At 52.3% G+C, this 21,217-nt stretch carries 13 protein-coding genes; 5 read left to right on the plus strand and 8 right to left on the minus strand.

The window, feature by feature from the left end; translation table 11 throughout:
* Positions 1–98 precede the first annotated feature (98 nt).
* From ACQK2Q_RS01520 to ACQK2Q_RS01535, 4 genes are read right to left on the minus strand one after another with little or no spacing between them, the layout of a single operon-like run.
* Positions 99–2,186 carry a hypothetical protein gene (locus ACQK2Q_RS01520; RefSeq protein WP_425407996.1) on the minus strand — a complete coding sequence of 696 codons (2,088 nt, stop codon included), beginning with the start codon at positions 2,184–2,186 and terminating at the stop codon, positions 99–101.
* Positions 2,183–4,924: a DUF4159 domain-containing protein gene (locus ACQK2Q_RS01525; protein ID WP_425407997.1), complete on the minus strand. Its 2,742-nt coding sequence runs from the start codon at positions 4,922–4,924 to the stop codon at positions 2,183–2,185. Before ACQK2Q_RS01525 ends, ACQK2Q_RS01520 begins: the two co-directional genes overlap by 4 nt.
* Before the next feature lies 1 nt (position 4,925).
* Positions 4,926–5,825 carry a DUF58 domain-containing protein gene (locus ACQK2Q_RS01530; protein ID WP_425407998.1) on the minus strand — a complete coding sequence of 300 codons (900 nt, stop codon included), beginning with the start codon at positions 5,823–5,825 and terminating at the stop codon, positions 4,926–4,928.
* A gap of 27 nt (positions 5,826–5,852) precedes the next feature.
* Entirely contained in the window at positions 5,853–6,845 is a 993-nt protein-coding gene (locus ACQK2Q_RS01535) for an AAA family ATPase (RefSeq protein WP_425407999.1), read from the minus strand.
* 281 nt (positions 6,846–7,126) lie between these two features.
* Between ACQK2Q_RS01535 and sppA the strand changes: the two genes are divergently transcribed.
* From sppA to ACQK2Q_RS01560, 5 genes are all read left to right on the plus strand, one after another.
* Positions 7,127–9,019 (plus strand): signal peptide peptidase SppA, encoded by a 1,893-nt coding sequence (sppA, locus tag ACQK2Q_RS01540; protein ID WP_425408000.1) that lies wholly within the window; start codon positions 7,127–7,129, stop codon positions 9,017–9,019.
* Positions 9,020–9,114: 95 nt separating this feature from the next.
* Positions 9,115–9,672, plus strand: a complete 558-nt coding sequence (locus ACQK2Q_RS01545) for a DUF1285 domain-containing protein (protein WP_425411102.1) — start codon at positions 9,115–9,117, stop codon at positions 9,670–9,672.
* A gap of 30 nt (positions 9,673–9,702) precedes the next feature.
* Entirely contained in the window at positions 9,703–10,374 is a 672-nt protein-coding gene (locus ACQK2Q_RS01550) for a CoA pyrophosphatase (protein ID WP_425408001.1), read from the plus strand.
* Positions 10,371–11,621, plus strand: a complete 1,251-nt coding sequence (locus tag ACQK2Q_RS01555) for a CCA tRNA nucleotidyltransferase (protein WP_425408002.1) — start codon at positions 10,371–10,373, stop codon at positions 11,619–11,621. The genes ACQK2Q_RS01550 and ACQK2Q_RS01555 overlap by 4 nt, the downstream gene beginning before the upstream one ends.
* Positions 11,622–11,860: 239 nt before the next feature.
* A complete protein-coding gene (locus ACQK2Q_RS01560; RefSeq protein ID WP_425408003.1) occupies positions 11,861–13,477 on the plus strand; it encodes a long-chain fatty acid--CoA ligase in 1,617 nt (538 codons plus the stop codon).
* A 1,204-nt stretch (positions 13,478–14,681) separates the two neighbouring features.
* On the opposite strand, the gene ACQK2Q_RS01565 is transcribed toward ACQK2Q_RS01560, so the two are convergent.
* From ACQK2Q_RS01565 to ACQK2Q_RS01580, 4 genes are all read right to left on the minus strand, one after another.
* Positions 14,682–15,815 carry a reverse transcriptase family protein gene (locus tag ACQK2Q_RS01565; RefSeq protein WP_425408004.1) on the minus strand — a complete coding sequence of 378 codons (1,134 nt, stop codon included), beginning with the start codon at positions 15,813–15,815 and terminating at the stop codon, positions 14,682–14,684.
* Between the two features lie 186 nt (positions 15,816–16,001).
* Positions 16,002–17,279 carry a phosphoribosyltransferase-like protein gene (locus tag ACQK2Q_RS01570; RefSeq protein ID WP_425408005.1) on the minus strand — a complete coding sequence of 426 codons (1,278 nt, stop codon included), beginning with the start codon at positions 17,277–17,279 and terminating at the stop codon, positions 16,002–16,004.
* A complete protein-coding gene (locus ACQK2Q_RS01575) occupies positions 17,276–19,177 on the minus strand; it encodes a UvrD-helicase domain-containing protein (protein WP_425408006.1) in 1,902 nt (633 codons plus the stop codon). The genes ACQK2Q_RS01570 and ACQK2Q_RS01575 overlap by 4 nt, the downstream gene beginning before the upstream one ends.
* Positions 19,177–21,162: an ATP-dependent nuclease gene (locus ACQK2Q_RS01580; RefSeq protein WP_425408007.1), complete on the minus strand. Its 1,986-nt coding sequence runs from the start codon at positions 21,160–21,162 to the stop codon at positions 19,177–19,179. Before ACQK2Q_RS01580 ends, ACQK2Q_RS01575 begins: the two co-directional genes overlap by 1 nt.
* Positions 21,163–21,217 lie beyond the last annotated feature (55 nt).

Consider the following 21,217-nt stretch of genomic DNA (forward strand, 5'->3'; position numbering starts at 1 on the left):
GTTGAAGGCAACGCTAACGCAGCGGATTTTCAACACAGTTAAACAAAAGATTAAATTTGAGCGAGTTGCGTCCGCGAACAGGTATGCTTGCTGAATCTTTAACGAGGCGGCTTCCGTGAAAGGAAATGCCCGCCTTCGATGGTCCATGCGGCGAGCAGCAACAGGGCGATAACGGCCAACCAGATATAAGAAGACGCAAGAGGCGCATCCTTAACGCTGTTGACGCGCTCAGCGCCGCGCGGGACAAGTCCCGCCCAGTTTTCACCCGCGCGCTCAACTGAGTTAGGGCGCACCAGCCTGATATCTGGAAGGTTTGTCGTTTCACGCTCGCGAAGCATGAAAACCCCGCCGCCGGAGCGTTCTGTCAATGGCTCCAATTGCAAACTGGTAGACACGACATTTTCAAATTCCGGGACCGTTTCAAGTCCTACGGAACCGATTGCGAATAAGTCTCCTGATGTGGCGCGATATAGCCCTCTTGGCGCATCATCAATGCGTGCGGCGAACTCACCGGGCGCCGTTTCCGACAGTTCGATTTCGCGTGTCTCGCCATCCGGCATTGTCAGTGCGACAGGCGAGACAGATTCTTCAACGGTGCGCCGTTCAATAATCAGGGATTGACCGTCAGCGCCAAGTGCGAGCGCTTCCTCCTCCAGTTCCGGCTCCTTCATGAGCCAGTGCGCAATTCTACGCAGAAGCTCTGCATGCGGTCCGCCGCCATCGAAACCGCGCGCCCACAGCCAGACATGATCCGAGAGAAAAAGACCGACCCGGCCGTCGCCGATCCGGTCGAGAATGAGCAGCGGTTCCGCATCCGGGCCGCTCATCAACGTCTGGCCGCGCGTTTGCAATACCGGCATCAATCGAATCCAGCGGCCCCAGATATCCTGATCGGGCAAATTGGCTGTGACCGGATGACGCTCGCCAAGCTCAGTGACTTCAGGACGAAACGTTTCCTCGATTGCGGCCCCGGAAGGTAGCGCTGGTAAAATGAAAGAAAGGTTGCGCCGACCAGCAAGGCTTAATGAACCGTTATATTCCGGTCCCGATGCAATCAGCACGGCGCCGCCATTATCGACAAACCGGGCGATGTTATCGAAGTGAAAAGACGAAAGCACGCCGCGATAAGCGTAACGGTCAAAAATCAGAAGATCGAATTCCTCAAGCTTGTCGATAAACAACTCATCCTGCGGGAAGGGAATGAGCGCCAGTTCATCGACCGGCGTGCCGTCATTTTTGTCGATAGGGCGCAAAATCGTAAAGTGGACAAGATCGACCGCAGCATCGGACTTCAGAAGGTTACGCCATACGCGTTCACCGGGATGCGGCTCGCCGGAGATCAGCAGGACGCGTAAGCGATCCCGTACGGCTGTAATAGGCAATACGGCGATATTATTACGCGTGGTCAGTTCGCCGCGACGCGTTTCCGCCTCAAGTTCGATAATCATGCGGCCAGGCCGGTTCAAGGGAACGTCAAATCCGGCTTCGGTTCCAACCGGAACGGGTTCGGAAATAATTTCTTCGCCGTCAATCCTGAGGGTGACCTGCGCGGTTTGCTGATCGCTCAGCAAGATCTCGCCCGCCCCCAGATCATCGACGCGAAAAGTGACGCGCACGGACTGGCGCACAATGCCGTATCGCGGTGCGTTGGTGAGCTCGATCTTACGATCCGATTCATCTTCATCGCCGGTCGTCATTAAATGAACAGGCGCTTCGGTGGCAGGAAAAATGTCTGCGTCCTGCGCATCTGCGGTCTGGCCGTCGGTGATGAAGAAAACACCGGCCAGCCGTTGTCTCGGTATATCGGCGAGCGCCTGGGACAACGCGCCCACGGACCGGGTTTCATCGGCGCCGCCATATCGGGAGATGACTGTCTCAAGGCCGTCGATATTTTCAAGGCGCGCTTCAAGTTCTGCAGCGGCGTCGAGCGAAACTGCATCGCGGCCGTCGAGCGACTGACTTGCGGATTCGTCCAGAAGGATGAGCGCAATATCGTTTAGCGGCGTTGTTTCCGCTTCGCGCCGTAAGGGGTTGGCAATGAGCAAAACGATCAGCGCTAATGCGATCGCCCTCGGCAATCCGCTTTTCCAGTTGCGCACAAGGCCCAACAGCATAAAAGCCGCCCCGGTGATCAGAACAGCGATCAACGCCCATTGCGGCAGCCATGGATCGAAAACGATATTCATTCGCCGAGCCGCTCCAGGAGGATCGGCGTATGCACCTGATCGGATTTATAGTTTCCGGTGAAAGCCACCATGACCATGTTGACGCCGCTGCGATAGGCGAATTCGCGTGCGCGCGGTCCGCCTGGTCCCATGGAACGCGCCGGGCGGCCAAAATTGTCAGAGGCCCACGCGCCCGCCCAGTCACGCCCGCCGATGATTACGGCGGTAACGCCGTCATTGGCGCCGCTGGTGTCCGCTTCCACCCAGACCGGATTGTTATTCATGCGTCCGGTCAACGACCTCAACAGATAAAACGAGCGCATAAGCACATGATCGTCGTCCACAGGCGCAAGCGCCGGAATATTCAGTTGTGACAAGATACGCTGCAGCGCTTCGCCTTCCGGCGTGGACCCGGCCCCTATAGAGCGCTCATCATCGCGTGTGTCGATTAAAAGTAGTCCGCCGAAGCGCATGAAGTTTTCTATATTCCCGAGAGCAGCATCAGTCGGGCTTTCCGCGCCGGCCGTGATCGGCCAGTACAGAAAAGAGTAGACGGAAAGATCATCCGTATTGAGATCAATCGAAGCGGGCGGGGCCGGCTCAATGGCCGTACGGCGCACAAGCTCCCGGCTAAGTGCGGCAAGCCCCTGTTCAGAAAGCTGATCGATCGCGGGATCGCCTGTTTCAACATAGGCGAGACGTGTTGAAAGCGCAGCGTCTGCGGCAACCGGGTCGATTTCCGGATCGAGTGGTTGAGCCATGGCGCTGTTGTCCGGCGCAAATACCGGCGCCAGCATGAGCGCGCCCGCTAGCGTCGCCATGCGGGTCCGTCGGAAAGAAATTTTTCCGCTCATGAACAGCGCCAACGCGCCATCAAGCAACAGCAGGAGCAGAGCTGCGACGATCAAGGGCGGCGCCAGCGAAACCGGCGGTTCTGCAGCGTAAGGCTGCATATTTACGCCCGGCAAAGAAATGGGTTCAAATGGTGTGTCGGCGTTGACCGCGTTTAACGCCAACGGCGTTTCCGGTGCGCCATAGAGACCGGGCCTGTAATCTGGCGACGGCGCTTGCGATAATTTATCCGCTGTCAGCGCCTGCGCCGAATCGCCGGGTCTGGTAAAACGGCCTTCGCCCGTGAGCAGTCGATAAGGCGCATAGCGCGTTTCAGTTTCGTCTGTCGCCGTCTCGGGGCCAAGTTCGGACAGAAATGTCAATCTCCGCAGCATTTCAATGAACAGACTGGAAATGGGAAGGTCCGACCACTCCGGCGTAGCTGTAACATGAAAAAGTGCAATCACGCCTTCTCCTTCCCGCATGCCGGTGACCAGCGGCGTTCCGTCCTCAAGGCGCGCCCATGTCCGGGCGGTGGTCTCTCCGCCGGGTTCAGCCAGCACCTGCCGGCGGACAACAACATCATCGGGCGGCGTCAGGCCTGCAAACGGCCCTTCTTGCGGTAAAGCATCCAGCTTTTGCGGCGTATCCCATGTGAGCGCGCCGCCGAAAGCCCGTCCGCCGCCGCGCAATGTAACCGGCGTCAATTGCGGCGTTCCGTCTTGAGATGCTTCAGCCAACACCGGCCCGGCGAAACGGATTAGCACGCCGCCGCGCTGAACCCAGCTTTGCAGCGCATTCGCTTCGCTGGCGCGCAGCCGGCCGACATCGTCAAGCATGATCACCGATGCGTCGGAATTCAAAATATCCGCAAGTTCCCCGTCTAGGAACGCCGCGTGTTGATCGAGCGCCTGGCGTACGTAATGAAAGCCGGACAATAAATTACTGCCGATGTTTTCGGATTCCGTCACAAGCCCGATGAGCGCCCGCCGGTCACGCGCGTCTGCCAGATAGACAGCGCCAGCGGATGCAGTATTTGCTATGCGCACCGTGGAAAGCTCGTTGCGCAGCGCCAGCGGCAAATCGATAACAGCCTCAGCGCGTGTTTCGCCCTCCGCGATTGCAAAATCCGCGCGGGCGAGTTCGCGGCCGTCTCGTGCTGTCGCAATCAGCGCCCCCTCATATTCTGGGCCCGCCTGCAAACGCTCGACCGCGACTACAGGATTGCTCGCCCCGCCTTCGCTTGGCCGCAAAATAAATTTCGGCGCGGCGCGATCATTGTAGACGGTAAGAGAGCCGCGTGAGGATAAATTTTCTACGAAGGCGGCGTCGCTTTCGCCCGCTGCGCCGTCAGAAAGCCAGCGAATTTCTGCGGCCGGAGCAGAAGTTAAAAAGGTGTCCAACTCCGACAATTTCGCTGTTGCAGATTGCCTGTCCGTCCTGAATGGCGACGCTTCCAGCGCATCAGCGGCGGCGCGCAACCCTTCTCCGGTCATGGGCTGAAGAACGGTTTGCGTGTCTTCGGGCGCCGTGACGATTAGAAACGCCTGGCGGTTTCCCTGATCGGCTTCTGCGGCGGCTTCGCGCATCGCATCGCGCCGAGCCGCCCATTGCTGCGCCGCGATCCAGCTATTGTCGATAACCAGAACTAAAGGTCCGGTTTGCGGTCCCCGCGCGGGTGCGTTCAGCACAGGCCCGGCAAGCGCAACTATGATCAACGCCATCAATAACAGACGCATCAACAACAGCCACCACGGCGTGCGGTCGGGCGTTTCTTCCGCTGACTGCAACTGGCGAAGTATGATAAACGCCGGGAAGCGCTCGCGTTTTGGCGAGGGCGGCGTCGCCCGCAAAAGCAGCCATATCAGCGGCAATGCAGCAAGCGCTGCAAGAATGAACGGCGATGTAAAGCTCAACGCGCTCAACATTTCACGTCATCCATTTTCGCATATCGCCAAGCGCTGTAAAAAGAGAAAGCAACGCCGCTTGAGGCGGCTTGTCTGTGCGATGAGCGATCACAATCCAGCCGGCTTTTCGGGCAATCTCCATCAAGTTTTCGCGATGTGCGGCAAAGGCGGACTTATATGCCTGCGCCACCGCGCCGGTCTGGCCGAAGATCATGCGGTCCCGGCTCTCCGGATCGCGAAATTCAATGCGTCCGTCAAAGGGAAAGGTCTCCTCCGCCGGATCGCAGATTTGCAGTAAAACGCCTTTTGCGCCCGCCCCGGCGAGGGATGCTACGGCGCGTTCAATCGCGTTTGGATCGGTAAAGAAATCGCTCGCCAGAACGATTCGCGCGCCAGCGGGTACATTTGTTACCGGCGGGGCGCTCGCCTGATCGATAAATTCGTCAATGTGAAGAGCTTCCAGCATGCGCTCAGGCGCTGTGCGTCCCTGAAACGGCCGGCGTTCTTCGCCAAGCAGCCCTATGCGTTCGCCAGCCTGCGCCATTAATATTGTCAGGGCGGTGATTAAAATATCCGCGCGGCGGCGTTTTGTGGGAATATTGCGGTCTGACGCATAATCCAAAGACCGGGACGGGTCGCGCCATAGATAGGCTGCAGCCGCTGCTTCCCATTCATTCTGACGGACATACAACCGGTCTGCAGCGCGGGCGGACTGGCGCCAGTCGATGGAAGATACTGCATCGCCAAATCCGTAAGGGCGGTGTTGCCAGAAAGTTTCACCGGGGCCGGCGCGCCTGCGTCCGTGCAAACCCGCAGACACCGACTGCGCAATCTTGTCCGCATCAAGCAGCATCGCCGGAAACAACGCGGCGGCGCGCTCCGCATCATGGCGGACAGCAAGCGTCGAATTCCTGGATGGCATTTTTGGGCGTTTTCCTTTCAAGAAGTGTTACGCCCCCGCGAGCAGTTCATCGATAAAGCTGTTTGTGTCTATTCCCTCTGAGCGGGCCGCAAAGTTCAACGCCATACGATGACGCAGCACCGGGCCTGCCAACCGTTTGACATCGTCAAGCGACGGCGCGTGACGTCCGTCAATCAGCGCCAGCGCGCGCGCCGCCAGCGAAAACGCCTGACTGGCGCGCGGCCCTGGTCCCCAGGCGACGAAATTCCTCACGCGTTCCGCCGCGCCGTCAACTGGTCGCGCGGCGCGCACAAGGTTCAAGATCATATCTACAATCTGTTCCCCAACCGGCATTTCGCGCACAAGCCGTTGCGCGGCGACCAGATCTTCGCGTGTCATTACCGCATCAACGTCTGGGCTATCAGCGGAAGTTGTTGCGGCAAGCATCCGGCGTTCCGCATCGATATCGGGATAATCGATGTCAATTTGCAAAAGAAACCGGTCCAGTTGCGCTTCCGGCAGGGGATAGGTGCCTTCCTGCTCAATTGGATTTTGTGTCGCGAGAACGTGAAACGGTTCGGGCAGGTCATGGCGCGCGCCGGCGACGGTGACATGATGTTCCTGCATGGCTTGCAGCAGCGCTGACTGTGTTCGGGGACTGGCGCGGTTAATCTCGTCCGCCATCAACAACTGACAGAAAACGGGCCCCGGAATGAACCTGAATTCGCGCGTGCCTTCCGCGCTTTCTTCCAGCACTTCAGACCCCAGGACGTCGCCAGGCATGAGGTCCGGCGTAAACTGAACGCGTTTTGCGGACAGGCCCATAATATCGGCGATGGATGTGACGAGCAGCGTTTTTGCAAGGCCCGGCGCGCCGACAAGCAACCCATGCCCCCCTGCGGCAAGTGTAGCAAGCGTCAGGTCGATGACTTCATCCTGGCCAAACACAATATTGCCAAGCGCAGAGCGGGCTCGCCCGAATTTCACCGAAATCTCATCAAATTTTCGTAACAGGTCCTGATCAGGTTGTGTTTCGTTCATTAAATTCACTCTACTGCTGGGGGCAAATCCTTCGAATCCAGGCCTTATTTTCAATAACATGGCTCAATGAAGGTTAAACAACCGCTTGGCAAGAAAAGGAAACGGATTGTCGAAAAAACTCTTGCCCCTTGCGGGGTTGAGGCCAATGTCTTTACGATATCGCCCTAGCGTGCTGCGGTGCGTTAATTGTGGGGCAATCGTTCAATCGCCGCTAATGCGGCTCGAACTCTTGGCCGTGAGGAATGTTAGGTTGCTTGCGGCGTTGGTAAAAGGGGACCTTTGTGTCTGAACACGAGTCAAAATTCACCGTCTGGGGCTTTATCAAGGGCTTCTTCAAGATCATCATCGGTTTTCTGCTGGTGCTGCAGGGGCTGATAGGCCTGGTGATTCTCATGCTGTTTGTGGGCGTCATCGTGAATGTCTCGAACGGCGTCGCGGGCAATAACGACTCGGTCTCAGTTTCCATTCCCGATGAAGCAGCGCTCGTATTGAACCCCAACGGCGTCCTCGTGGAAACCGCAGAAGAGGTCGATCCTTTTAATGTAATTGTCGAACAGGCGTACGGTATAGACGAGCCCTCGCAAATTTCCGTGCACGATATCGTTCGCGTGATCCGCAAGGCGAAAGAAGACAAGCGAATAAAAGGACTGGTGCTTGATCTTGGCAGCATGGGCGTATCGTCCAGCAGCGCCAGCAAGCTACATTACATCGCCGATGAGATCGCCAAATTTAAGGAAAGCGGCAAGAAAGTAATTGCTGTCGGTGACTTTTACTCGCAGGACCAGTATATGCTTGCGGCCGGCGCCGATGAAATCTACATGAATGATTTCGGTAATCTGATCATATACGGGTACGGATCGTACGGCACCTATCTCAAATCTTTTCTGGAAAAACTGAAAATCACGTCGCACGTCTTCCGTGTCGGCACGTTCAAGTCCGCAGTTGAACCGTTTCTTCGCGACGACATGTCCCCTGAAGCGAAAGAGGCGAATCTCGGCTATCTTGAAACGTTGTGGTCCGCATATATCGATAGGGTGGAAGGCGCGCGCGGACTTCCCTCGGGCGCGATCGAAAGTTACGCCAACAACATGAGCGCCGTCATGGCCGAAGCTGACGGCAGTTTTGCAGAAGCGGCCGTGCAGGCGGGTTTCGTCGACGAATTGAAATCGCGCGCTGCAATGAATGAGTATCTGAAACAGACTTTCGGCGCGAGCAAAGACGGCAAGTCATTTAAAAATGTCGGATTTCGCCGTTATCTCGCATCTGTTGAGCGCGACGCCGATGACGGCGACCCGAACATTGCGGTGATCACGGCGGCTGGCACCATTATTGATGGCGAAGCGCCGGCGGGCCGCGCCGCAGGCGGCGACACAGTCGCTGAACAGCTTAAAAAAGCGCGCCTCGACGATAAAGTCAAAGCGGTGGTTCTACGCATTGACAGCCCCGGCGGTTCGACTTTCGCTTCGGAAGTTATTCGTTCGGAAGTTCTGGCGATCAAGAAAGCCGGAAAACCTGTTGTCGCCTCCATGGGATCGCTTGCTGCATCGGGCGGATATTGGATTGCCTCGCCCGCCGATGAAATCTGGGCCGCTCCGACGACGATCACCGGTTCAATCGGCATATTCGGATATTTCAACACATTCGAAAATACCGCTGCTGAGCTTGGCGTGTTTGTGGACGGCGTCGGCACGACGTCTCTTTCGCCATTGCTGGCGACCGGTATCGGTCCTTTGCCGGAAAGCGCGAGCGCCATTATTCAGCAATCGATTGAAAGCGGCTATGACCGTTTCCTCTCAGTCGTGAATGAGGGGCGTAGTCTTGAAAAAGACTATGTGGACTCAGTGGGGCAGGGCCGTGTGTGGATTGGCGGGAAGGCGAAGGACTTACGGCTCGTCGACAATCTGGGCGATTATGACGACGCTATCGCCGCAGCCGCGCGTCTCGCAAAACTTGAAAAATACGATGTCGTAAAAATGAAAGAGCGCCGTACGCGATTCGAAATGCTGCTTGGCAATGTTTCGAGCAGGATGGTCGCCATGGCCGGTGGTGAAAAATCAAAGCGGGCGAACGGTGCGGTCGCGCGTATACTGAGCGAAGCGGAAAAGCAGGCGGCGTTTTTTGAAGATTTCAATGATCCGAACGCATCCTACGCCCGTTGTATCAGTTGCGAATAATGCATAGCTGAGCCTGACTGCTCCGAAGCATCTAACGGATGCAGCATTACAAAAAAGGGGCCGGCGCCGCATCACGCGGGCGCCGGTTTTTCTTGATGGCGGATTTGATACGATATGCGGCTCAACTTGAAGACGCAGCTTCGGGCTCGTTGCCGCCAGTTGATAAATGGAACCCTGAAATCAGCGGTGAAATCGACCTCGTCATCAAACGGGACGGAACCTGGATGCATGAAGGCGCGCCCATAAAACGCGCTCCCCTTGTTCGATTGTTTTCAACGGTTCTAAAGCGCGAAGGACAAAAATATTTTCTGGTCACCCCTGTCGAAAAGCTGGAGATCAGAGTTGAAGATGCGCCTTTTGTTGCAGTTTTGATGAAACAAGATAGCCAGGGCCCGGACCAGAATTTAACTTTTACCACCAATGTAGGCGACACAATCGGCGCCGGGCGAGACCACAGGCTTGAATTTCGCACCGATATGAATACCGGCGAAAGCGCGCCGTACCTGCATGTCCGAATGGGCCTTGACGCGCGCATCGCCCGCGCGGTGTTTTATGATCTTGTAGATTTGTGCGAAACGCGGACAATAGGCGGGGAAAAGCACTTTGGCGTTTATTCCGGCGGTGAATTTTTTTTCACTCGGACTGGCGGATGAAGTTATGCAAGACAGGAATCGAGCCTGAAATTGTCTTTTACATCGGCGAATTCAGACAGGTTGCGGGCGCGTATAGAAGCGAGCCTTGAGCATTCATCCGCCCAGCAGGTTCAAGATCTGTTTCGCGAGATCAACCCGCATCTTGTGGGCGACAAGCTTTTTGAAAATCGCTGGAGCGATAAGCGAAAGGACGCAGCGGTGCTTGTGCCGATTGTTTATCGCAAAGACGGGGCCCGCGTTATCTTGACAGTGCGCTCTCCCGATATGCCGTCTCACGCCGGGCAAATCAGTTTTCCGGGCGGTAAGAAACAAAAAGAAGACAACGGTCCCGTCGAAACCGCCTTGCGTGAAGCGCATGAAGAAGTGAACATCGCACCGGGTCTGGTCGATGTCATCGGAACCATGGGCGTGCACAAGGGCGGCCTCGGCTTTTCGGTCACGCCTGTCGTCGGCGTGGTCGATCCCGCTGCAGATTTGAAGCCTTGTCCGCGTGAGGTTGACGAAATCTTCGAGGTGCCGGTTGAATTCGTTTCTGATCTCGCAAACCACATCATCGAAGAGCGACGACATAAAGACGTGCCTTATAAAATGTTTGCGGCGATATATGGACCTTATCACATCTGGGGGCTGACAGCAGCGATCCTTCGTTCATTTGCGCAATTGCTGCAGGCGCATCCGGCGATGGAAGAATCAGGATCGTGAGTGCGGTCTCAACGCTATTACCATTGCCTGAAAGCGCGCGAGCGAATTTTGACTGGTTGAACAACGCGTCTTTAAAGCGGGTTATCGGCGCCCTGGAGACCGCCGAGGCGGGCGCTGCGCGTTTTGTCGGCGGATGCGTGCGCGACAGTCTGCTCGGCGTCGTCCCGAAAGATTTTGACATCGCAACACTGCTGGAGCCCGACGCAGCAATATCGGCGTTGAAACAACAGGGTTTGCGCGTTGCGCCAACCGGTTTGGCGCATGGCACGGTAACAGCGATCGTGGATCATCAGGGCGTAGAAATAACGACATTGCGCGCCGATGTCTCAACCGATGGAAGGCGCGCCACCGTCGCCTTCACGCGCAACTGGGAAACCGATGCGCAACGCCGGGATTTCACAATCAATGCAATTTATCTGACGCCTGACGGTAAGCTTTTTGATCCTGTTGGAGGCGTTCGCGACGCCGGGGAGAAACGCGTTCGGTTTATCGGCGACGCATCTCAAAGGATCAAAGAAGATTATTTGCGTATTCTGCGGTTTTTTCGGTTCACGGCGCGCTTTTGCGAAACGTTCGACGAAGAGGGGCTTGCCGCCTGCGCAGCGCTGAAAGACGGCCTTGATACTTTATCGGCAGAACGCGTTGGGGCTGAAACGATGGCTATTCTCGCTTTGCCGCGCGCAGCGATCGCCCTGAGCGCCATGCAGACGAGCGGCGTACTTGGAAAAATCTGGCCGGCGCAAGCTGACCTGAACGTCGCGGCAAAAATGAAAATGCTGGACCCATCGCTTACCGGTCCGGTCATGCTGGCGGGGCTCTATGGCGAAGCTGGTGACGGTATTGGCCGGCGTCTCAGACTTTCGAATGCGGAAAAGGCGGTACGCGCCACTGCGCTGAAGTCTGCTTCGCGGCTGATCTTACCGCTTACAGAGTCAACGCTGCGCGAACAGCTATATCGCTTTGGCAAAAACGCCGTTACAGATGGTGTTCTGCTTGCCGCCGCCCGCGGCCGGATAAACGAACCCGACTATAAAAAATTGCGACGGTTACTTGATAAAATCGAAACGCCAGTGTTCGAGATCTCGGGAAAGCACATTGTCAATGCCGGCGTGTCGCCTGGTCCCGCCGTGGCGGATATCCTGGCAACTGTGGAGGCGCGCTGGATCGATGAAAACTTTCCGGATGTGGCCCGCCAGAAGACAATTCTGGCGGATGTACTCAAATCGACTGGAAAACAGCCTTCCTGATAAGAACTGTTGACCTGTTTTGGGGTGACCATACCGGAAAGCAATCCACTTACTTCTAGCTGGTGAAGTTCCGTAAAAAAATGGTTATTTCGTCTGGTCAGGGGCGTGTGCGGCGATTTTCAGTCGAACCTGAATCATTCTCCCGGCGTCAAAACCTGTGTTTATGCGCCTATTATTTGACCCCGGGTCAAAGAGTCGATTTTATATAAAAAAATACACATCTGGGAGGATGAAAAACGATGATGGGATTAATGATGGACCGGCCGTTGCTGACGACCGAGATCCTCAAGCACGCCGTACGTAATTTCCGGAATACCGAAATCGTTACGCGTACTGTCGAAGGGCCTATACATCGTTATACGATCGCCGATTCTGCGAAACGAATCGCCCGGTTAGCGAACGCGCTTTCAGATCTTGGCGTAAAGAAAGGCGATCGCGTCGGCGTTATTGGCTGGAATACGTTTCGTCAGTTTGAACTTTATTATGCGGTTGGCGGTCTTGGCGCGATCTTGCATACAGTCAATCCGCGTCTTGGACCGGAAAACGCCGCTTTTGTGATTAATCACGCGGAAGATGCATTCCTCTTTTATGATACGACATTTAGCCCGCTTGTTGCGGCGCTGAAGCCTCATCTCAAAAGCGTTCGTTATTATTGCGCCTTGACGGATTCCGATCATGCCGAGCAGGCGGGCGAAGGCGTGGAGATTTACGAAGACATCATAAAAACCGGCGATGAAAATTTTGACTGGCCGGATTTCGATGAAAACACGGCGGTCGCCATGTGCTACACCTCGGGCACCACGGGCGATCCGAAAGGTGTTTTGTACTCGCATCGCGCACTCGTGCTGCAATCCTTCGCAGCTTGTCTGCCCACAGCGATGTCCTTGAAGGAAGGCGACACATTATTGCCGGTCGTTCCGATGTTTCATGTGAATGCGTGGAACACGCCTTATTCCAGCATGATGATCGGGATTAAACAGGTATTTCCAGGACCGCGTCTCGACGGCGAAGGACTCTATGAGCTGCTGGACTCTGAAAAAGTCACCTATTGCGCCGGCGTGCCGACTGTGTGGCTCGGGTTGCTGCAATATCTTGAGAAAACAGGCAAGGAATTGCCCTATCTCAGGATGGGCATGAGCGGCGGCTCGGCATTGCCTGAAGCGCTCATCCGCGGTTTTGCAAAATACGATGTCGAACTGCAACAGGGTTGGGGCATGACGGAAATGTCGCCGATTGGCACTGTCAACACGCTTCCGCCCTTTGTGCGTGCACTGCCTTTTGATGAACGTATCCCGTACCAGTTAAAGGCGGGGCGCGCTTTACCGTTCGTTGATATGCGAATTATCGGTCCGGACGGAAACAAGCTTCCCCATGACGGCGTATCTGACGGAAATCTTCAGGTCCGCGGCCCGTGGATAATCGATCAATACTTCAAAACAGACTCGCCGACGCTTACCCAGGATGGCTGGTTTGACACGGGCGATGTGGCGATTATCGATGAGGATGGTTTTCTGCAAATCACCGACCGGTCCAAGGATGTCATCAAAACCGGCGGAGAATGGGTGTCGTCTATCGATATTGAAAATGCGGCGCTTTCACATCCAGGGGTGGCGCAAGCCGGCGTCATCGGCGTTCATCACCCCAAATGGCAGGAACGCCCTTTATTGATCATCGTCAAAAAGGAAGGTCAGGATCCCACGGCGGAAGACATTCGGGAATTCGTAAAAACCAAACTCGATAAAATCGCTTGGCCCGACGCTGTTGAATTTGTTGATGAAATTCCACTGGGCGCCACCGGAAAGGTTCTGAAAACAGAACTTCGCAAAATCTTTAAGGGATATGAACTTTCCAGTTAAGGTTTTCGTCAAAATAATGGTGCCAGGAGAGGAATCACGCGCGGCAAATAGTCGTTTGAAATCAATCTCTTAAAAAATTCGTGTGGTTCCCAGATACCGACAAAAATACCGCCGATGCAAATTGCAGGGGCGGTATGAGTACCAAATACCAGATTTGGACTTGTACGGACGATGTAGCACATACCGTCGGCGAAACAAAGTGGCGGTTCTCTTCGACATTTGCTCATGAAATTCGAGGCGGGAAATTTCCAAGCCTCAAACGAAGCCTGGGCCGCTATCCTCGGACGCAAAGCTTCGAATATTTGCTTCGATATCTCTTCGAATTTACTTCGATGGCCCTTCGAACAAGCTTCGAATGACCTTCGAAGAGGCTTCGATGTCTCGTATAGGCTCGCTTATATGGTCGATATATCTCCGGATATATGCCCGGCGGCTTTCGGATATAAGTCGTATATAGACCAGGATAGCTGCGACTTGCCCTTACGGTTTTTGGAACTGAGATCAGCGAGTGCCAAGGGCGCGCATTTTTCCGCTTTATCTGCGCGGGAAGACCCTTGTAACAGACCCCTCTAGATACCCTTTTGACAGTGAACAAATACAGAAAACGACACCCTTTGGCCACCCCCAGAGATACTGTCGAGATACCACGGTAGATACCCCTTCAGAGTCAGGGTGCGGTCGCTGCATGCTCTTGCAGCCAAATCTGGGCATCTCTTCTCGTGATTAACGTACGCCTTCCAACTTTTACGATTTTTAGCCGCCCAGCCCTGATCTCTTCGTAGGCAAAACTTCGTGAAACGCTGTAAGCCTTGCAGAACGATTTTATGTCGTAGGCTTCGATTTCGACACTTTGAGACATCCAAAACTCTCCGCATGTACAGTAGCGGACGTTTGTAGATAATATGAGAGAGTCAGTCCAAATGTGAAAGGATCAATCGAGGCGCATTGAATTATTCATTTTCGCATTGTTATAAGGGCGTCTCCCCCCGTTTGTAGAGAGCTTTATCAATACAAATCGAAGAATCGCCACGGATTGGGACAATTGGCGAAATTGGAATGATTAGGACGTCAGGGGAATAATAGCGTCAACTCAATGTCAGCATGGTTGGCAAATGGCGACATAACGCTTTTTGTACCGATTTAGCCGCACCCAACCCCAGTGATCGGGGTTGGATTGAAATGTGTGCCGCAAACCGAAATGTGTTTAGATTGGCCAGTCAACTGCTTTAAACTTATCTAAGCAGACACGCGCATATTTAGGTTCAATCATATTGGCGTAGTCAATCATACCTTTTAGATGAGATTTCATTCCCCAAATTGAATCAAACCCACGTTCCGCAGCGTGCGAACTTGGTCCAAGCTTTTGTAGATAGTAAAGATGTTGCCTAATACGATCTCTGTATTCCTTCTGCAGTCGAGGCATTCCTCCGTCCACATTCAAGCCAAGAACGATTTTTTTGCTCCCTGGTGGAACTATGTTTGTTTTTCGAAACTGCGGCCTGAAACCTGATCTGGAAAGCACCCTATAGATTTCATTGACCACCTGACGGGCTTTTCTTCGGTCAAAGTCCTTCGAACGCGTGGACATGGCTAGGTCATCGCTATAGCGCGTGTAGGTAAGCTTGTATTTTGCTGCAATCCCGGTGATTTCATCATCACAATCTCGCATTATCAGATTTGAGAGCAAAGGACTGGTTGGCGCTCCCTGCGGGACGTAGCCCAACAGGTCAACGCTATAGTCAGCTATTTCAGCATTAGATTTGTGCACTCGCCATTGCTTGTATTGGCGGCGTGGACTTAACCACGCAGACCTAATCGTGCATAAACGAGCTAACTCAAAAGCTACAAGCGGCTGGTATCCGAGTTCCTTGAATACACGATAAACCTGTATCTCCGAAATTGACTCAAAGAAGTCGGCCACATCCACTTTAATTAGCCACTGTGCCCCGCAATGCTTTGCCGCACACTGATATGTTGAGTTTCCCTTCTTAAATGCTTGGCTAGCACTGTGAACAGGAACGCGCGCCAATATATGATCGTTTATCCAGCGCTGAACACGCATCAAATTGGGCGATGGCACCCTAATGAAGCGCTTCCCTCCAGACCTTTTGCGTATTGAGAAACTCCCATATGCGTCATGGTCGCCTCTATTGACATATGATCGAATGGTTTGAAATGCGACGCCCGTCCTCATTGAAAGATGGCTCAGGGACAATATTGACGGTAGCCCGTACACGGAATTTATAAGCGTTTCGCTTTGAGTGATTGCATTTTCAAGCAATTCGTCTGTACGGCCTTGCTTTTTGCCTTCGTCTTTGTAGCGTTGAGGGGACCACATATGATTACTCCGATGCGCCGCCGTAGGCGGCGGAGCGCTCTGCCGACCTGAGGCATACGTGGGCAAAAGGCAGAGTGCTCCGTCTCCTGCCAAGCCTAGGCTCTTCCAAAGGGATCAGGAAATCCTTACCCCAACAACCACTCAAATAGTGATTGCAACAACAACGACGTTGTTTGCTAGCACTAATCATTTGTGGCCCCTCAACTGTCGAGGGAAGTAGTAATCGGAACCTCGATCTTGAGCTTCCGGTCGTGCTTTCCTCGATTTTCTTGCGGCATCCAGCTCTGCCAATCCTCTAGGTGTTATTCTCCGCTGTGGCGAAATAAACTGCCACTGGATGCACTTTTCAATTAATCGTTCATACTCGTCCGTATTCATGCCGGTTGCGAAACACAAGGTTGAGCGCCTTCGCTTACCTTTGGCAATCAATGCCAGCACTGTCAGAATAATCTGACCTGCCGTCCCGCGTCTGAGCAGAGCACCAGAATGAGCCAACCTTGATTGCCCGACATCACTTAGAATCTGAATGGGGTCGCTACGCACTATTTCGGGCGGGAAAACCGATGCAACGTCTGACGAAACCACACGATTTGGGAACAGCCCAACCCAGCCACTCCCTTCAAAGTTTGGCTCCCAGAGAATGGCAGGGGTGTTGTTCGGGCACCCATGCTCAAATACAAGGGCTGCCATTCCTTCTTTATATCCCCACCACATATTCTTGCGTTTCTTGTTCGCAATACGTCCGTATTTCTCGCAGAGTTTTCGAATCTTCTCCTTTTTTTCTTCGCCCCAAAAGAAGGTACGAAATGTTGGCGCATCTCTATAAATGTGTACGAGAGGTTTGGATTTATGCCGAGATACAGAAGCGATCCCGTCTTCGGTTCCTGAATATGCAGCTACATGAAACTCAATCTGCTTTCCAGATAGCCATGACACAATCGTCGGCTCTATCCAAAAACTGGTCAAGAATTCACGAACTCTGTGGCCTGAGCCGATGAAGTCGTCAACGAATACTATCGCGTCGCACTTCTTTTCTCGAAGGAAGTCTATAGTAGGGTGATTTAGGTATTTATCGGGGTTGGATTTGCAGAGTTGCCGAATGGTATTTGCCACTCGAGCTTCACTTCCCTGATCAGACGATGATGAAAGGGCATTAACGGATTTTCCGTCTTCACTATTTACCTGTGAAAAAAAAGGGATGACACAATCCATAAGCCCAAACTTCGTCATTCGCTCATGGGTCTTAAGCTCACGCACGGCGTAGAAACCAATGGCCCCCGCAACTTCTGAGGCGATGCCTTCGAACTTGCTGACTAGATTTCGTTCAAATTCTGTATGCGAAACGAGGGTCAGGCTGTTGGCAACGGAAATGGCAATTTCCTGATCCAAAGGCTCAAATTGAGTCAGCCATTTCTTTCCTTGTTCAGTATGGGTCAGATACCTCGGATTGAAATCATCTGTCACGATCCGACCTTTGGCGTTAGGCGTTTTATATCCCACCCATTATCGCTTAACGCCTGCTCCTGCGCATCTGAGACATTCTCGCTGTGGATAGCCAGGCACAATAGATGGCGCGGTCTTGTTGTTGCCACGTACAGCAGCCGTGCAAACCTTACTTTTCTTACACCCGATATCGCACCGTGCTCGATTCCCGAAATATGATCAAGTAATTGCTCCAAATCGTTTTGATGGTTCTTTGTTTCGAGAACTAAGGTCGCATCATGAGTCTCACCCTTAATTGAATGAATAGTGCCGACCTCGATTTGCCTTCCGTTGGCGGCTATATACATATTCAAGATTGATGACTCTTCGCCTTCTGCAAGGGCCTGATCAGAGAAGCTGAGAAAACTGTTGGTATCTTCCGACGTGCTGGTGACGGCTAAAAGGGCTCGTAGTTTCGAAACCTGAGAACTCCATTCGGTTTCATCTGGTGGACCATTGAAAATCCAAGAAGTAATCAATGCACGGAATTCGTTATATCTTGCTACTTCAATTAGCCAGGATTTCAAACTGCTTGCAGTAAAATACCGAGCTGGATCATGCCGTGAATCAGTCGTTTGACTTATCCTAAGAAGATCGAGGACCCCTTGGACAAGAAATTTATATTGCTTTTGCGAATGTCTGTCACACCTCCGCCAATCACGACTAACAATCTCGAAAAGCGTTTGAGGTTTTGGCCCCTTTGGAGATCTGTTTTTATCAAACCCGTCCCAGTAGGCGCTAATATGTCCGCCTTCACCTTCGGTGGCTCCCACAGCTTTTACCGCAGCCCATTTCTCGTCGGGATCACACTGAGCGACAAGCTTGGAGAATTGCTCTATAACATCAACCTTTGTCAGATCATCAAAAATGAACACTGAGTGTGGGAGCGGCTCTTGCGGAACGTCTCGTGCAGTGATCACTCCAATTTGCCGAATGCTTAGTCCTTTTACCTTTGATGCAATATCTCGAGTAAATCTGTGTGTGTGGGAAACTACAGCTAAGCCTTCTTTGCTATTGAAGGATTGATTGGGCTCGCCGCCACCCATGTTGTCAAATATTGCCTGATCCGGGTCACCGAAGCGCTGCAACTTCACGTTATCATGTTGAAAAATAGAATTAATCAGTTCGTCCTGGAATTGCTGCGTATCTTGCATTTCATCCAAAATCACGATTGGAAATCGATTTCGGAGTGCCTCACTTAAGACTTTATTTTCAGCGATTGCTTGCTTCGCGAAATGGTACATTTCCGAGTAGAAGAATAGTCCTCGGTTTAACCGATTCCGAAAGACACGCTGTAAATCCTTATAGCTGTTTGATTGTGATGCGGATGTAAAGCCTGGAATATTTATCTCGCCGGTAACATGATCGATTTTCAAACTGAAAAGCGAGGCTCGCTTTTGTTCCAGATAGGTCAGAGTACCCCTTGCGGCTATGCCCCTCATATACCGTTCGCAAACATCATCATCTATTCGTGAAACGGGTAAGCCATTCGAACGGATATAAGGCAACCCCAGATATTTGTTTGTGAATTCTTGGATTGTGCCGATGAAATGGGGATACGAGGTAAGCTTAACACCTGAAGGATGGGCACCTAGTCGAGACAATATTTCATAGCATGCCACGTTCGTATGAGTGAGAACGCATAATCCCTGATGCTTGGCGTGCCACTCTTTGGCCAATATAACCAACTTGGAAGCTACTAATGTAGTTTTCCCGCTTCCAGGACAAGCTTGCATATCATTGAAAGACTGGAGAGCATTTCGGCGTACCACATCAAAGCTGAGATGTTTGTTTTCATCTTGCTCTTTTGCGTTGTTCTCACTGAGAAAGGCTTCTATCCGAGCATCCGAAATATCCAAATCTATATGGAGGTCAGGCACTAGTCTCCTCCTTCCGCTGTTGCCGTTTCAGTCGTATTCCCTTCTTCTTGATTGGTTTCGTTGTCGCTTGGGGCGTCAAGGTCGCTTGGAAATTCGCCAGTCACATGTTCCAAGCCATCTAGTATATAGCTTGGAAGCACCGATTTTAGGCTTTCTCTTTTTCCCTCGGAACCGTATTTCTGTCGCAGAATAGTATTCAAGGCGTAGGCAACATGAGTTTTGCCGCCACTTTTCGCCTCTATCATCGCATATATCTTTATCGCTCTTTCTTCTGGATCATCGGGAAGGTCTGCAAATCCGTCAGAAGTTCCATGAATCGCTTGATAAACTTCCTCGGCAAGCCCCGAGCGAATTAGACAATATTCGAAAGTCCATTCGTCAGAAGGACAGATCGATATGTTCTGCGTATCAGTCACTACTTCGGTGAAATTCTTCATGTTAACAGCCAGCCGTCTTAATCTTGCTTTCTTAAGATCAGGGTCGGTCCCTATATCATTATTGTCGGAATCCTTGCGAGGCAGCCAATAATGCTTGTTCTTGGCGTTGAGAGTCTTGAAGCCAATTTCTGGATGGAGCTCTTCATCCGCCTTAATAGGCCATAAATCTAAATCCCTAAGAACAGCAACTTTGACGGGGAGAACAGGATTTTCGCTATCAATTCTTCTCCTCCTCAAAAAGATTTTCGCGTACCGGGCATACGCCGTGTTGCCAACATTTACTACGCTGATACCATAATCCTCCAGCGGCCTGCCCAACAGTTTGGCGATTGCAGGCAGCAAAATATTTTCGCCGTCACCCTCAACAATCAAAACGCCCTTAGCAAAAAACAGATTGGATTTTGTGACATCAAGGAATTTCTCAAGGAATGTATAATCATCAGGCGACAATCCCGTTTCGCCTTTTCTCATAGAGAAGGCTTCTCCTCTGTTCATAACAATGATGTTCTCAAGAGGTGCCTTTGAGGCGAGATTTGGGCTATGTGTCGTTAGTATCGTTTGAAGTCCGCGATTACCTTTGGAGTAGGACTTGTCTCTTATAAACTTCAGGAACTTCATTTGCAGCTGCGGATGCAGATGCGCTTCCGGCTCCTCAATCAACAACAATGAAAACTCATTGCTCTCTTGCTCGAGCAGTAGAAGCTCGGTAGCCATAAAAAGAGCGTTGTTGTATCCCAGACCTTGCATAGGTCTTACTTCACCAAGGACCAGACTCAGCCGCTGTAAAATCTCTTGAAAAGATCGTTCCTTTTCGGTCTTGGTCATCGCATCAAATGCTTTGCTTCCCAGCATTTGTATGGCCAAATTGAAATCATCAGTTGCAAAAATCAGACCTTCAAAATTTGTGTTGATTTGGTCCCTACCTCTCTTAAGGCCCTCGTTTTCTTTTGCCTCTTGACTGGCTTGGATTAGCCCCTCCAGCAAAGCTTTAAAGTTCGAACTATCTCGCTTGAACTCCGTTGAGGAGGAAATAATCTGCGCTAATCTTGAGCCTCTTCCAGAAGAAAGTTCAGCTTCGGCGTCTCTTAGTGGTTTTAGGTAGGTGGCGGACAGGTAGTCACGGACATCGCGCTCTATAGACGGTCCTTCTGCATGCTGACCTGATCTAAATTCTGTCCGGATAAATGGGTTGCCCTTTCGAACAATGTCCGTTCTATGAGCGATTAGATTGACATATAGAACAGATTTGCGCGTCCCATCTTTGAGCTCTTCATGCGATAGGTGTTCAACAAAAACCGCAGCTTGCTCAGCTGTAATATCATCAATTTTAATTTGAATACTGAAGTCATCTGTATCGTCGTGAAAGTCAAAATCGGAGATTCTCGTCCATTCAGATGAGGTTGTATCTAGAGTCAGGCGGATTGCATCAATTAGGGCTGTCTTGCCAGAATTGTTTTCGCCAACAATAACATTCAATCCGGCATTCAACTTCAAATCCAATTGTCTGAAGAGTCTGAAATTGCGGACTTTGATTTTCTTTATGTGCAATCAGTATCCTCCCCAAATAGCTGTTTCTCGAAATCTAGAAGAGCGTTCATTGGTT

The sequence above is a fragment of the Hyphococcus sp. genome, from assembly GCF_965228385.1.
GTDB lineage: Bacteria > Pseudomonadota > Alphaproteobacteria > Caulobacterales > Parvularculaceae > Hyphococcus.

What these genes read in the sequence shown, in the direction of transcription:
- ACQK2Q_RS01520 (WP_425407996.1), bottom strand. Translation starts at nt 2,186, where the DNA reads ATGAATATCGTTTTCGATCCATGGCTGCCGCAATGGGCGTTGATCGCT.
- ACQK2Q_RS01530 (WP_425407998.1), bottom strand. Translation starts at nt 5,825, where the DNA reads ATGCCATCCAGGAATTCGACGCTTGCTGTCCGCCATGATGCGGAGCGC.
- ACQK2Q_RS01525 (WP_425407997.1), bottom strand. Translation starts at nt 4,924, where the DNA reads ATGTTGAGCGCGTTGAGCTTTACATCGCCGTTCATTCTTGCAGCGCTT.
- ACQK2Q_RS01545 (WP_425411102.1), top strand. Translation starts at nt 9,115, where the DNA reads ATGGCGGATTTGATACGATATGCGGCTCAACTTGAAGACGCAGCTTCG.
- ACQK2Q_RS01565 (WP_425408004.1), bottom strand. Translation starts at nt 15,815, where the DNA reads ATGTGGTCCCCTCAACGCTACAAAGACGAAGGCAAAAAGCAAGGCCGT.
- ACQK2Q_RS01560 (WP_425408003.1), top strand. Translation starts at nt 11,861, where the DNA reads ATGATGGGATTAATGATGGACCGGCCGTTGCTGACGACCGAGATCCTC.
- ACQK2Q_RS01535 (WP_425407999.1), bottom strand. Translation starts at nt 6,845, where the DNA reads ATGAACGAAACACAACCTGATCAGGACCTGTTACGAAAATTTGATGAG.